Annotated in this window: 12 protein-coding genes and 1 pseudogene; 3 read left to right on the top strand and 10 right to left on the bottom strand. The window is 71.7% G+C overall.

All coding sequences use genetic code 11. From position 1 onward, the window contains the following. Nucleotides 1-283 precede the first annotated feature (283 nt). Nucleotides 284-667, top strand: a complete 384-nt coding sequence (locus ADL03_RS18585) for an STAS domain-containing protein (protein ID WP_197288440.1) — start codon at nt 284-286, stop codon at nt 665-667. Between the two features lie 22 nt (nt 668-689). On the opposite strand, the gene ADL03_RS18580 is transcribed toward ADL03_RS18585, so the two are convergent. From ADL03_RS18580 to ADL03_RS18550, 7 genes are all read right to left on the bottom strand, one after another. Further along, nucleotides 690-1,835, bottom strand: a complete 1,146-nt coding sequence (locus ADL03_RS18580; protein ID WP_053734771.1) for a glycosyltransferase — start codon at nt 1,833-1,835, stop codon at nt 690-692. A gap of 54 nt (nt 1,836-1,889) precedes the next feature. Beyond that, nucleotides 1,890-2,963 (bottom strand): nucleotide disphospho-sugar-binding domain-containing protein, encoded by a 1,074-nt coding sequence (locus ADL03_RS18575; protein WP_053734740.1) that lies wholly within the window; start codon nt 2,961-2,963, stop codon nt 1,890-1,892. A 96-nt stretch (nt 2,964-3,059) separates the two neighbouring features. Next, nucleotides 3,060-3,986, bottom strand: coding sequence for a hypothetical protein (locus tag ADL03_RS18570; RefSeq protein WP_053734739.1), 927 nt, complete (start codon nt 3,984-3,986; stop codon nt 3,060-3,062). Nucleotides 3,987-4,129: 143 nt separating this feature from the next. After that, on the bottom strand, nt 4,130-6,889 hold the full coding sequence (locus ADL03_RS18565) for an AAA family ATPase (RefSeq protein WP_053734738.1): 2,760 nt from the start codon (nt 6,887-6,889) through the stop codon (nt 4,130-4,132). A gap of 142 nt (nt 6,890-7,031) precedes the next feature. Beyond that, entirely contained in the window at nt 7,032-7,412 is a 381-nt protein-coding gene (locus ADL03_RS18560; RefSeq protein WP_053734770.1) for a very short patch repair endonuclease, read from the bottom strand. A 64-nt stretch (nt 7,413-7,476) separates the two neighbouring features. Beyond that, nucleotides 7,477-8,280, bottom strand: a complete 804-nt coding sequence (locus ADL03_RS18555) for an SAM-dependent methyltransferase (protein WP_053734737.1) — start codon at nt 8,278-8,280, stop codon at nt 7,477-7,479. A gap of 93 nt (nt 8,281-8,373) precedes the next feature. Then, the gene (locus tag ADL03_RS18550; protein ID WP_197288439.1) at nt 8,374-9,144 is read right to left on the bottom strand and encodes a toll/interleukin-1 receptor domain-containing protein; all 771 of its coding nucleotides are present in this window, start codon (nt 9,142-9,144) and stop codon (nt 8,374-8,376) included. Between the two features lie 440 nt (nt 9,145-9,584). On the opposite strand from ADL03_RS18550, the pseudogene ADL03_RS48465 reads away from it, so the two are divergent. Together ADL03_RS48465 and ADL03_RS48460 are read left to right on the top strand one after the other, a co-directional pair. Next, nucleotides 9,585-9,734, top strand: a pseudogene (locus ADL03_RS48465) (helix-turn-helix domain-containing protein); the annotation flags it as partial. 30 nt (nt 9,735-9,764) lie between these two features. Further along, nucleotides 9,765-10,088, top strand: a complete 324-nt coding sequence (locus ADL03_RS48460; RefSeq protein ID WP_231642001.1) for a VOC family protein — start codon at nt 9,765-9,767, stop codon at nt 10,086-10,088. On the opposite strand, the gene ADL03_RS18535 is transcribed toward ADL03_RS48460, so the two are convergent. Genes ADL03_RS18535 through ADL03_RS18525 form a run of 3 tightly spaced genes read right to left on the bottom strand, consistent with a single transcriptional unit; the run spans nt 10,072 to nt 13,207 of the window. Continuing rightward, complete coding sequence (locus tag ADL03_RS18535) at nt 10,072-11,445, bottom strand: NAD(P)/FAD-dependent oxidoreductase (protein WP_053734734.1); 1,374 nt, start codon at nt 11,443-11,445, stop codon at nt 10,072-10,074. The two genes, ADL03_RS48460 and ADL03_RS18535, sit on opposite strands and share 17 nt — an antisense overlap. Continuing rightward, a complete protein-coding gene (locus tag ADL03_RS18530) occupies nt 11,446-12,663 on the bottom strand; it encodes an MAB_1171c family putative transporter (RefSeq protein WP_053734733.1) in 1,218 nt (405 codons plus the stop codon). It lies immediately after the preceding gene. Further along, nucleotides 12,650-13,207 (bottom strand): hypothetical protein, encoded by a 558-nt coding sequence (locus ADL03_RS18525; RefSeq protein ID WP_157528914.1) that lies wholly within the window; start codon nt 13,205-13,207, stop codon nt 12,650-12,652. Before ADL03_RS18525 ends, ADL03_RS18530 begins: the two co-directional genes overlap by 14 nt. Between the last annotated feature and the right edge of the window lie 2 nt (nt 13,208-13,209).

Below are 13,209 nucleotides of genomic sequence, written 5' to 3'. Positions count from 1 at the left end.
GACACGAAACCCCTGCTCGGCCGAGACACAACCGTGACCACACAACCGCTCACCACCGGCGACGGCCCGGCTCCGCGAAACGTGCTGCTCGACGAAGAACCACCCCGCGACGGTGAGAGCGGTCCCCCGGTGACGCGCCACCGGGCCGGTCGCCTCCGATCGACGGATGCTGTTGCAATAGGTTGTGGTGTGTAAGCAACAGCCGTAACGTCGATGACGCAGCCGGGTTCAGCAGCGTGCTCGGAGTCCTAGTCATACGCGCTTCGGCCACCGGGGAGTGCTGGTGAACGAAGATCAGTTCAATGAGTCACCGCTGCTGACGGTGCGTGCCGACGAGGTCGCCGGAGTGGTGGTCGTCGCGGTCGAGGGTGAGATCGACGCCGACACCGCCGACGTCGTGCTGGACGCGCTGCGCCTGGGCTTCGAGACGGCGGGACCGGCGCTGGTCGCCGACCTGACCGGGGTCAGCTTCTTCGGCTCGACCGGCATCTCCACGCTGATCACCGCACACGAGCTCGCCGACGAGCACGGCATGGACTTCCACGTCGTGGCCCCGCACCGCGCCGTCAAGAGGCCGTTGCAGGTCACCGGCGTGGCCGACGTGCTCCGGCTGCACGACTCGGTGCCGGAGGCGCTGACCGCGCTGAAGCCGGTGCCCAGCGAGTGACACCCGCCGGGCACCCGCTCCGCTAGCCCGCCAGCTCGACCAGCTTCGGCACCACGTCCGCCGGCGACGGCATCGCCGCGATCTCCAGCCGGATGCTCTCGACCGCGTCGTGGACGGCCGCGTCGTTGAGCAGCCTGGCCACCGTGTCGTGCACGGCGTCCGCGGTGAACTCCTCGCCGACGAGGTGGTCACCGAGGTTCGCCGCGGCGACCACCTCGCCGTTGCGGAACTGGTCGGCGCCCTGTGGCAGCACCAGCTGCGGCACCCCGGTCGTCATCGCGCTGACCGTTGTGCCGCTGCCGCCGTGGTGCACCACGAGATCTGCGTGCGCGAGCAGATCCGCCTGGGGCACCCACGACATGACGTGCACGTTGTCCGGTGCGTCGGCGACCAGCGAGGCCTCCACCTGCGGCCCGGTCGCGACCAGGACCTCGGCGTCCAAACGCGACAGTCCGGCCATCGCCCGCTGGATCAGCTCCAGCCCGGCGAACGCGGTGCCGAACGTCAGGTAGACCAACGGCCGGCGGTGCTCGCGCACCCAGTCCGGCACCTGCCCCGGCTCGGCGAACGGCACCGGCCGCACCGGGATCCGCTCGACCTCCCTCAGGTGGTCGAGGTCCTGCAACGACGCCGGGAAGATGTCGAGATAAGGCGCTCCAAGCCCGAAGAACTGCCCATTCGGCACCGTGATGCCCACTTCGTCCAGGTACTCCAGCAGTGGCGTGACCATGGTCTCAGGGGCCATCATCGGGTCAACCTTGCCGAAACCGTGGCAGACGGCCGGAATTCCCGCCTGGATGGCCGCGACGCCCGCGCCGGGGTTGAGGATCTCGAAGACCACCAGGTCCGGCTTGTCCCTTTCCAGGATCGGGGCCAGATCACGGGCATAGGCGCGGGGGAGGACCGAGCCGAACGCCGTCGAGGCGGTCTGGCGGAGCATCTCGCGCTGGAACTGATCGGTCCCGTGCAGGCTGTTGGCCTGGGTGAACGCGTCGAGGATGCTCAGGCCGGCCTCGACGACGGTGAAACCCAGCTTTGCGACGGGAGCGTGAAATCCGGAGTCGACCGCGTAAACGATGTCGTGCCCTTGCTCACGGGCGGCGACCGCGAGCGGGAGTAACGGATACGTGTGTCCGTGCGAGCCCAGGCTCGAGAAGAGAATGCGCACCACAACACACTATGGGGTGACGCAAACAATCGGGGCCGGATCGGGTTGCTCGATCTAGGTGACGATGCTTTCCCATTGACGGGCGATATCCGCCGGTGCGGGCATCTTCGCCATCTCCTCGCGCACCTCGCACGCGGCGGCCTGCAGCTTCGGCGTCGTGATCAGCGTGGTCAGCAGTTCCGGGGTGATGTCGCGCGGCGTCGCCTTCAGCCCGGCACCGCGGCCGGCGACCGCGGTCGCGTGCGCGGTGCGGTCGCCGGGACCGGGCTCCACCAGCTGCGGGACGCCCGCGGCGAGCGCGGCCAGCAGCGTGCCCGCGCCGCCGTGGTGCACGATGCCGTCGCAGAACGGCAGCACGGCCGGGACGGGCACCCAGCCCGTGGTCCTGACGTTGTCGGGCAGGCCGTCGGTCCGGTCGGGGCGGACCAGGACGAACTCGGCGTCGACGTGGGCGGCGGCCTCGACCACGGCGGCCATCATCCGGCCCGCGCCGGGGCCGGGGGCGGTGCTGCGGCTGACGAGGATCCGCGGCGTGCCGGACGGCTCCGCCAGCCACGCGGGGACCTCGCCGGTGCCGGCGTGGGGGACGAACCGCATCGGCAGCCCGCCGGGGAACTTCGCCAGACTGGCCGGGGCCGTGCGCAGAACCGTTGCGGGCGCGTGGGTTTCGGCCTTCATCCGGGCGCTCACGGCGGCGGTGAGCTCCAGCCCGTCGAACAGCGAGACGTCTTGCACGATCGAAGGCACGTCCAACGTCGACCCCGCGGCCGCCAGCGGTTCGTGCAGGACCACGTCCGGGCGCCACCGGGTGGCAAGCGCTTGCAGCGGGGCGGTCATGGCGTTGTTGACGGCGGCGAACAGGCGGGAGACGAAGTCCAGCCTCCCGCTGCCGCGCAGCTCCGCCCGTGCCACCAGCGGGTGGGTGAGCATGATCCGCGCCGCGACCCGGCCGAAGTGGACGTCCGGCCCGACGACGTCCTCGACGGGCAGGCCCGACTCGCCGGCCCTCACCGCCTCGCCGCCGGTGGCGATCACGACGTCGTGACCCGCCTCCCGCAACGCCAGCGCCAGCGGCAGCAACGGGAAGACATGACCCAGCAACGGCGCCGACACCACGAGAACACGCACATGCCCAGGTTAGACGCGATGTGTGAGAGCAGACTGAGAATCACGCCGCGAAGGCCGCGCCCCCTCGCGGGGAGCGCGGCCTCCTGCGGCCCGGGGTCACTTGGCCATGTCGAACCAGTTGAAGCCCTCGACCATCGGCCGGGTCGTGCCGACGTAGCGCGGGCCGGTCAGCTCCCAGCGGGTGACGGTGCGGTAGGTGCCCGGCTGCAGCGACTCGTCCTGACGGGTGTTCTCGTCGTCCTTGACCGGCACGTACTCCTTGATCGAGCGCTTGGTCAGGGTGACGTCGAGCGCCTCGTAGGCGGACTGCGTGGACAGGTAGTCGCCGTCACCGTGGTCCAGCGCACGGCCCGGGTCGGCGAGCTTCAGCTGGATCGTGTTGCCGCCGAACGACCCCGTGGCGGACACGACGGTGACGATGTGACCGCCGCTGCGCTGCAGGGAACCGGTCGTGGGGCCGTCCTTGTACCGGCCGTAGACGAGCTGCAACGGGCCCTCGTTGAGCTTCTTGGCCACGTCACCGGCGAAGTCGGGGTTCTCGTGCGTGCTGACGCCGCCCGTGGTGGTGGTCCAGCCGGCGTCACGGGCCGGCTTGGTGGCGATGGTCCACGCGGTGCGCAGGTTGGTGAGGTTGGTGCCGCTGCCGCTGTACTTGGCGTCCACGCCGATGCGCCCGATCGAGTTGGTGATGACGCCGTAGTCGGCCGGGTCCTTCGGGTCGAGGTTCGCGACCTTGGTGGTGAGCCAGCCGACCGGGGCGGCCTTCTGGTGGGCCCAGTAGTGCAGCACGTTGTAGAGCGAGGTCGGGCCGCAGTAGGCGCCGCCGTCGTTCTCCAGACCGGCGCGGAACTGGTCCACGTCGCTGACACCGCACTTGCGGACGGAGAAGTCCGGGCCGACCAGGTCGGCGGCGGTCACGCACGGCGGCGGCGTGCCGATGACCGGGTCCGCCGAGGCGATCGGGGCGAAGACGGCGGCGATGGTGGCGGTGGCGGCGGTGGCGACGAGAGCGGTGCGGATCATGTCGGTGTCCCCTTCGAGTTCCTGTGTTCCCCTGCGGTGACACAAGATTCGCCGAGGCGGACCCCCAAGGGCATGAGGGGAGATCCCTCAACCCCGCGGCGGGAAAGATGGGTGTATCAGGGACACCCCCACGTGCATCCGTTCTAGGCCAGAACGCGGGCGAGGTCCCTGCGACCTGCGATCCCGAGCTTCGTGTAGATGCGGCCGAGGTGGTTCTCGACCGTCTTCGGCGTCACGAACAGCTCCTGGGCGATCTCCCGGTTCGCACGTCCGGTGGCGGCGAGGTCGGCGACCCGGCGTTCCGACGCGGTCAGCGCCTCCGCACCCACCACGACCTGCCGGCGCGGCCGGTCACCCAGCGCCTCCAGAGCCTCGGTCGCGCGCGTCCGCAACGCCGCGGAGCCGCACTCGCCCGCGAGCTCGATCGCCCGGTGCAGCGGTTCGCGGCCGTCGGTGCGCTTGCGGGCCACCCGCAGCGCCTCACCGAGGTCGACCAGCGACCGGGCCAGCTCCAGCCGGGCCGGCGAGCCCTCCAGGACCCGCACGGACTCGGCCAGCAGGTCCAGGCGCGCGGCCGGGTCGGCATGGGCGAGCAGCCGCAGGGCCGCGCCGACCTCCGTGGCGGCGCCCCACCTGCGGGCCACCTCCACCTGCTCGGCGGCGAGTTCGAGGGCGAGCTCCTGCTCACCTAGCAGCAGAGCGGCCCTCGCGGCCGGTGCGCGCCACGGGATCGTGGGCGGGTCGACGTGCACCCGGTGCATGGCGTCGCGCTGCCGGTACGCCTCGGACATCGCCCTGCGGGGGTCGTTCCCGGCCAACGCGATGAGCGCGCGCACCTCGTGCAACCAGATCGTCGGCATCGTCGGGCGGGCATGGGCGTGTGCCCGGTCGAAGGCGTTGATGAACGACGCCGCCGCTGCCGTGTCACCACGTTCGAGAGCCGCGTAGACCGCGAAGTGGGTGGAGGTCGCGCGCAGGCTGATCACGGTCGAGCCGGGGTCCTCGTGGGCGACCGCGGCCAGCGCACCCTCCGCCTCGGCCTCGACCGCCCGCATGTTGCCGGTGCGCCAGCTCAGGAACAACGCCGCGTTCGTCACCATCGCGAACTCGATCGGCGAACCGTGCGCGCGCACCTTGAGCCGTGCGCGTTCGATCTCTCGTTGCGCCGTATCGACTCCGTCAGCGGCCATCAACGCGAGGAGCGCCACGAGCCACGCGACCATCTCGTCCGTGCTGCCGGTCGCGTCGTCGAAGTACGCGCCGTTGGCCAGCGCGCGCGTCGCGGTCGCGGCGACCTCCTCGTGCGGCCACACCTCGTAGCGGCCCATCTGGGCGAGCAGGCCCAGCAGCGTGCGTTCGTCCGGCGTGCCGCCTGCCAGGTGCGCGTAGCCGCTGAGGTGCGCGGACGCGACCTGGCGCTGGTCGGGCAGGAACGACCGGAACACCGCCAGCCTGGCCTCCAGGTGCAGCCGCGACTCGCCATCCGGCCGCCGCGCGATGGCCTCGGTGAGCTCCTCGATCGCGGCCGCGGGCCCCTCGATCACGGCCGTCGCGGACGCGGCGGCGGCCACGAGCTCGGCGTCCGGCAGCCCGGCCGCGGCCGCCTTCAGGTGCCGGTGGGCGTTGACCGCGTCGCCGGTCCGCAGCAGCGCCCTGCCCAGCTCCGCGCGCAGGGCCGCGTCGTCGGGCCGCTCGTCCACGGCACGCGTGAGGTGGGCGGCGGCCATGCGCGCGTCACCGGCGGCCAGCAGCGCCGACGCGGCCTTCCTGAGCACCTCGGCGGCGTTCGGGAGCGTGCCCTTCGGGGCGTGGACGAGGTGCGCCGCCACCCGATCTGCCGACGCGTGGGCTTCTGCCAACGCCGTCGCAGCGCGCGCATGCAACGAAGCACGCGCGATCGGGCCGAGGCTGCTCAACACCGCCTCACGCACCACGGGGTGCACGAACTCCAGGTGATCGCCGGTGACGATCACGTTCGCCGCCACCAGCGCCTCCACCGCGGCCGGCAGGTCAGCGGTCTGCGCGAGTGCCGCCGCCTGCCACGGGTCGGCGTGCGATCCGAGGACCGCGACCGCACCCGCGAGGGAGACGGCCGCAGCGGGCAGCCGTCCGAGCGTGGCGCGGAAGACGGTGCTGGGCCCGAGCCCGCCGACCTTCTCCGCGGTGTTCGCGTCGTCGATCGGCAACCCGAGCGCCGCCAGCTCGTCGACCAGCACCCCCGCCAGGAACGGGTTCCCGCCGCTGGCCGCGTGCACCGCCTTGACCACCTCCGGGTGCCCGCCCACCAGCGTGCTGAGCGCATCGGGGGTGAGGGGCCGCGGCAGCAACCGGTCGGCCGACAGGCTGAGCTGGGCGAGCGGACCGGCGTTGTCCGCGGGCGGCCGGGTGGCGACGACCAGGGCGATCGGCAGGTCCGCGATCCGGCGCGACAGGTAGACGAGGAACCGCAGCGACGACAGGTCGGCCCAGTGCGCGTCGTCCACCGTGATCAGCAACGGCCGCGTGGACGACAGGTCGACCGCCACCCACCACAGCGAGTGCAGCGTGCGGGCGAGCTCGGCCTCGCTCGGGTCGAGCGCCGCGTCGTCGAGCGCCTTGAGCGCGGCACCCGACGGCCCGGCGAGGATCTTCTCCCTGACCTCACCCGAGTAGCGCGAGATCGACCGCTCGACCAGCTGCCGCACGACACCCCACGCCATGGCGGTCTCCAGCCCGTCACCCACGGCCTGCAACCGCCCGAACCCGCGCTCCTTGGCCAGCTCACGGCACTCGTGCACGAGCCGGGTCTTGCCGATGCCCGCACGACCCTCGATGATGACGACGCGACCCTCACCACGGGTGGCTGCGTCCAGGGCTTGACGGAGGTGCGCGATCTCGTCGTCTCGTTCAAGCGGTTCGCGCACGAATCGATCGTAGCGGCCCTCAGGCGGCCTACATGCTGGTCATCGGCATCGCGTCCGGGCGACTTGATGCTCCATTAGCGTGAACGCATCAGTGCACGCACCCGGAGACGTGGGCCCGGCTTCTTCCGCTCCTCCTGACCGCTCAGCGCGGCCGCCTGCCCAGCACGACCTCGTGCACGCGGGCGGCCGCGGTTGCGGCGCTCTCGTGCTCCCACACGCGCACCGACAGCCAGCCGGCGTCGGCGAGCTTCGCGTCGGTGTCCAGGTCACGCCGGCGGTTGGTCTCGATCTTCGTCCGCCAGAACTCGGCGTTGTTCTTCGGCCAGGTGGCGTGCTCGGGGCAGCCGTGCCAGAAGCAGCCGTCGACGAACACCGCGACCTTTGCCGAGGTGAAGACGATGTCGGCCTCGCGTCGCACGCTCTTCACCGGCCTGCGGTGCACCCGGTAGCGCAGGCCCGCGGCGAACAGCGCCCGGCGCAGCTCCACCTCGATCTGCGTGTCGCGGGTCTTCTGCTTGCTCATCCGGGCCCGCACGCCCGGTGCGGTCTCGAGCGGCTCCACGGCGGCATTCTCCCCGACGAGGGGATCAGACCTTGCGGGCGACTCCCACGTAGACGTCCTCGGGGCCGCCTTCTCCGGCCGGGCCGAGCTCGGGGTACCAGTGCGGTGCCGCGACGACGCCCGGCGGGAGGACCTCCATGCCCGCGAACATCGTGAGGAACTCGTCGCGCGAGCGGAAGTACATGGGGTCGCGGCTGTGCTTCATGGCCTCGACGACGGCGCCCATCTCCTGCGGCTTGAAGTCGGCGGTGAGGTGGGATAACGCGATCAGGCTGCCGGGGGGCATGGCGTCGCGGTAGCGGGCGACGACGTCGGCGGGGCCCTTCTCGTCGGACACGAAGTGCAGGACCGCGACCATCAGCAGGCCGACGGGCTTGGAGAGGTCGATGAGGTCCTTGACGACCGGGTCCGTGAGCACCTGGTGCGGGGCGCACATGTCGGCCTGGACGACGTCGGCGTTCGGGTTGCCCTCCAGGATGAGCTGGCTGTGGGAGACGGCGACCTCGTCGTGGTCGACGTAGACGACGCGGGCGTCCGGGTTCTCCTGCTGCACGATCTCGTGGACGTTGCCGACGGTGGGGATGCCGGAGCCGAGGTCGAGGAACTGGGTGATGCCGTGCTGCATCATCAGGAGCACGGCGCGGCGCATGAACGAGCGGTTCGACGCCGCGATGGCGCGGCCGTCGCGCAGGACGCCGAGCACCTTCTCGCCGACCACGCGGTCGGAGGCGAAGTTGTGGCCGCCTCCCAGCAGGAAGTCGTAGACGCGTGCCGCGCTGGGCACGTCGGTGTTGATTCCGGTGGGCACCCACGAGAACGGCTCGACCATGCCGGAGAACCTACCGGGTTGTGCGCACGCGTGCGTGGACCCGGATCGGGTGAAAAACGCGGCCGGGGCGTGCGCGGATGGCGCACGTCTGCTTCAGGGGAGCAGGTGGCGGAAGGCGGCGATCAGCAGCAGCCGCTTCTGGTCCACGTCCAGCGCGTCGTCGCCGGCCAGCCACTCGACGTGGATGCCCAGGTCGACCACGTCGGACCTGGGGTCCACTGTGGACTCACCGGGAGCGATCACGGTGCCCTGCTGCGACAGCCGGTACGAGAAGCGCAGGCCGACCTGGCCGTCGAAGCCGGCCTGTTCCTCCGGCAGCCGCAACGCGCTGTGCACGGCCCGGTGCAGTGACTCCCCGGTCAGGTGCAGCGGGGCCATCACCACGTGGGTGATGCCGAGGTCGTGGCTGCGCACCGGCACCGCGACCGTGGGGCCGTCGGGAACGGGCGGGCGGGGTTGCGGGAACACCGGCAGCGCCGACTTGCGGTCCGCGCGCCACGTCGTGACCAGGCGGTCGGCCGCGTCCACGAGGTCGATGTGCTTGCGCGGGGTCAGCAGCGGCAGCGGTTCCTCGTCCACCCGCACGACGAACAGGAACGCGCGGCGGCGGGTCAGCTCCGCGGCGAAGCCGGCGGTCCAGCTGTCGGTGGCCCACTCACGCGAGGGCGTGTGGGAGGACCACAGCAGGACGTAGTAGTCCGAGGAGGCGATGGCGTCGGGAACGGGGGTTTCGGTCAGCTCGTTGAGGAACGTGGTGACGTTGCGGGACTCCAGCTCCTCGTGCAGGGAGTCGGCGTGGGGGCGGTCTTTGCCGGCGAACGACAGGAACACCTTCGGGTGGATGTCGAGGGGCACGGGGGTCACCGTTCTTCCGCTGTGCCGGGTGTGGTCTGCGGACAGTTGCCGTGGCACGCAGGTTAACGATCCGGGTGCGGTTCAGATCGTTTGTCATGTTTCTGTCCTTGATCCGGCGCCTATCGAGCGGGTGATGCGGGCGGCCATCGCCGCCAGGTGCTCGATCAGCGGTGCGGGGCCGTGCACGGTGAAGTCGCAGGCGAGCGACGTGAGCTCCACCGAGGGCGTCAGTTCCCGGCGGCACGTGGAACCCACCCGGCTCGTGGCGCTGGGCCGCCACGAGGTAGGAGAAGCGGAGGCGTTCGCGGGAGTGGGTGGCGGCGGCGACCGCGGTCAGCTCGGCGGGGTCGGCCACCGAGCCGGGCGGGCGGGGGAGGACGACGTCGCGGCGGTGAGGGAGGTGACGCGGCGGGCCAGGCGGGGCGGCAGGACCTGTTGGAGCTTGGCGAGTGCGCGCAGGGAGGCGTCGGCGATGCCGGAGACGGGCTGGCGCGCGGCGGTGCGCAGGCCGAGGGTGGGGCAGTGAGCTCGCGGCCCGGCTCGGCGTCACCTCGCGCACCGTCCGCCGTGACGTCGACCGCCTGCGCGACCTCGGCTACGGGGAGCCGGGTGCGATCGGGCACGCGGAGGTGCGGATCGGGGACTCGGTGGTGATGTTGTTCGACCACCCGGACTGGCCGGCGACACCGGGGTTCCTGCGGCTGTACGTCGCCGACGACGCGGCGGTGCTCGAACGGGCCAGGGCCGGCGGGGCGGTGGTCGTCACCGAGCCGACGGAGTTGTTCTGGGGCGACCGGGTGAGCAGGTTCGCGGATCCGTTCGGGAACCTGTGGTGGGTGCATCAGCGCGTGGCGCACCCCACCGCCGAGGAGCTGAACGCCAGGATGGCCGACCCGGCGTTCATCGAGGCCATGGCGTACGTGCAGAGCATGCGGTTCACACCGGGCCGGTGACGCGGGACCGTTCCTCGGCGGTGAGGGTCGGTGCCGGCGGTGTGCCGCGAGGTCCGCGCAGCGTGGCGAGGAGGACCCTGGGGCTCATCAGCTTCGTCATCGGGCCGGAGAGCGTGAACGCGTCGATGAAGGCGCGGGTGACGGTGGGTTCGGTGGTGGCGGTGCGGACCAGGCGGTCGACATAGCGCTGCAGGACGCGGCCGGTCAGCGACAGCGGCTTGCCGACCGCGCCGGGGTAGAGGATGTCCTGGTTGGTGGCCATGGCCCAGGCGCCGTCGACGACCTTCGCGATGTCGCGCTGGACCTGCTGCACGGTGGAACCGGAGCGCAGGCCGGCGTCGAGGGCCAGTGCGCTCTGCGCGGCGACCGACATGCCGTGGCCGTAGACCGGGTTGTAGGTGGCGACCGAGTCGCCGAGCGCGAGAACGCCGGTGGGCCACGACTTCAGGCGTTCGAAGTACAGGCGGCGGTTGGCGGTGCCGTGCGCGCCGTACACGGGGCTCAGCGGCTCGGCTCCGGCGATGAGGTCGCCGACGAGCGGGTCGCGGACGGAGCGGGCGAACGAGACGAACCGCGCCTCGTCGGTGGTGGGTTCGCCGCCACGGGTGCCGGACAGGGTGACGAGCCAGCGGCCGTTCTCGATCGGCAGCAGCGTCGCCGTGCAGCCGGGGTGCGGGTCGCGGGGGTTGGCCTGGACGTTGACGATCGGGAAGCCCGCTGCGGCCGGGGCGGGGGCGCGGAAGACGCGGGTGGCGTAGGCGAGGCCGGAGTCGACCGTCTCCTGCGGGACCTCGGGCAGGCCGAAGTCCGCCAGCCACCGGGAGAGCTTCGAGGCCCGGCCGGTGGCGTCGAGGACGAGGTTCGCCTCCAGCGACACGTGCTCGCGGGAGACGCGGTCCTCGACGAGCACGCCCGTGACGGCCTCGCGGTCGCCGAGCAACGCCACCGGCTCGGTGCCGGCGAGCACGGAGATCTTGGTGTCCCGCAACGCCCGGCTGCGCACGACCCAGTCGAGCAGGCTGCGGCTGCACGAGACGATGTACTGCATCTCGGGGAACCGCGGCACCCAGCCCTGGGCGCTCAGCGACACCAGCGCGTCCGGAACGCCGATGCGGTGGGCACCCGCGGCGTAGAGCTCGTCCAGCGTGCCCGGCAGCAGCTCCTCGATCGCGCGGGCGCCGCCGGACATCAGCAGGTGCGCGTGCCGGGCCTGGGGCACGCCGGTGCGCGGCTCCGGGCCGTCGGGCAGCTTGTCGCGCTCGACGACGGTGACCTCGTCGAAGTGTCTGATGAGGACGGTGGCGGCCAGCATGCCGGCCAGGCCTCCGCCGAGGACAACGGCGTGTGTCGGAGCCATCTAGTCGTTTCCCCTTGCTGCGTGCACGCGGGTGGCGTCGGCCACCGCGGCGTCGACGATGGGCGAGTGCTGGAACGCGCGCGAGATGCGCACCCATCGGTCGTGTTCGGTGGCGAGGTCCGTGCCGTCGACGATCTCGGCGGCCGGGCGGCGCTGCGGTGGCCGGCGACGGGCCTCGGTGGTGCCCGCGGCGCGCAGCTGGGCGGCCTCGACCACGGCGGCCAGCTCGTCGCCCGGCAGGTCCGCCCGGCGGGCCAGGGCGGCGGCCGACTCGCCGACGGAGTGGTCGTAGTAGGGCGTCAACGCCCAGCGCCAGTCGTTCAGCTCGATGATCTGCCTGCGCACGCGGTGGTGCGGGTTGAGGAACTTGCCCGGCGCGACCAGCACGATGTGCGGGTTCACGTGCGCCAGCGCGCGGTGCAACGGCCGCAGCAGGAAGTACGTCCGCCACCGGCGCAGCCACAGCCGCGGCGACGGCCGGCGCGGCCCGAACACCGGCAGCGCCATCGCGATCACCAGCGGGATGATGCTCAGCGACGCCATCAGCGGCGCGGTCAGGCTGAGCACGTCGAAACCGCGTTCACCGGCCCAGTCCATCAGCAGCACGAACAGCTTGATCAACGCGAACGCCACCGGGAACAGCCCGGCGAAGCAGTACCAGAGCAGGCCGCGCGCGAGCCACGGCCGGGCGGTGATCGCCTGGTCGCGCGCGCCCTGCCAGCAGTGGTAGGCCTGACCGCCGCAGCCGACCACCGTGGCCACCAGGTAGATGAACAGGAACGCCGCCACGGTCGGCTGGGTGGCGTAGTAGGTGTCGAAGTCGATCTGGCGTTCCTGCCCGACGTCGGACGAGCGGAACAGCGCGACCATCGCCGCGATGACCGAGCCGTAGCTGACCAGGATCAGCCGGACCCGCCGCCACGCCTGCCCGGCCGGGTAACGCCAGCACAGCACCAGCGCGAACGACGAGCCCGCGAAGCCGACCACGAGCGAGTAGACCAGCGGCACCGCGAAGTTCGGCACACCGGACACCCAGTTGAGCCACGTGATGTTCGCGGGCGCGGCGAAGAACACCGCGAACGCCGAGAAGAACACCGTCGAGATCAACGCGACGACCCGCGGGCTGCCCCAGTTCGAGCGCAGGGCCCGGATCTTGTACGCCAGCAGCAGCAGGCCGATGAGACCGCAGGAGAGGTAGATCAGGTTAAAGATCGCCACGACGCACCCAGCGGGATCTTCCTTCCAGGGACTCGGCGATCCGCCGCACGTGCGGTGCCGTGTCCGTGGCCACCGTGTCCGCCCAGACGTGGTGCTCCGTCAGGCGTTCCAGCAGGTGGTCGGCGAGGTTCTCGGCCTCGCGCTCCTCGTCGTCGGTGAGCGCGGTGCGCCCGGCGATGATCTGCGCCATCCGCGGCAGCAGGTTCGGGGCGAGCTTGCGCATGCCCTCGCTCTTCGTCAGCGTCACGGGTTCATGCCGCAGCAAGGCGTGCGCGAACTCGTGCAGCAGCACGTGCAGCCGGTGATACCACGACGGCGAGTCCGCGCAGATCACGAGGTACGTGCCGTTCTCCAGCAACGCCGTCGCGCCGCTCAGGCAGGTCGTGCCGGTGATCGCGGCGAAGCGCACCTCGACCGGGCGGCCGAGCCGTTCGCCCATGAGCTCGCAGACCCGGCGGCTCGCGTCCCGGTGCGTCGCGCCGGGCGGCAGGTCGAGGTCGCGGGTGACCTCGTCGACGAGCAAGCGCAGCTTCCTGCGGTTCACCC

Origin of the sequence: Nocardia sp. NRRL S-836 (genome assembly GCF_001279525.1) — a bacterium.
GTDB lineage: Bacteria > Actinomycetota > Actinomycetes > Mycobacteriales > Pseudonocardiaceae > Lentzea.
This window is presented reverse-complemented; position numbering and strand designations above follow the sequence as displayed.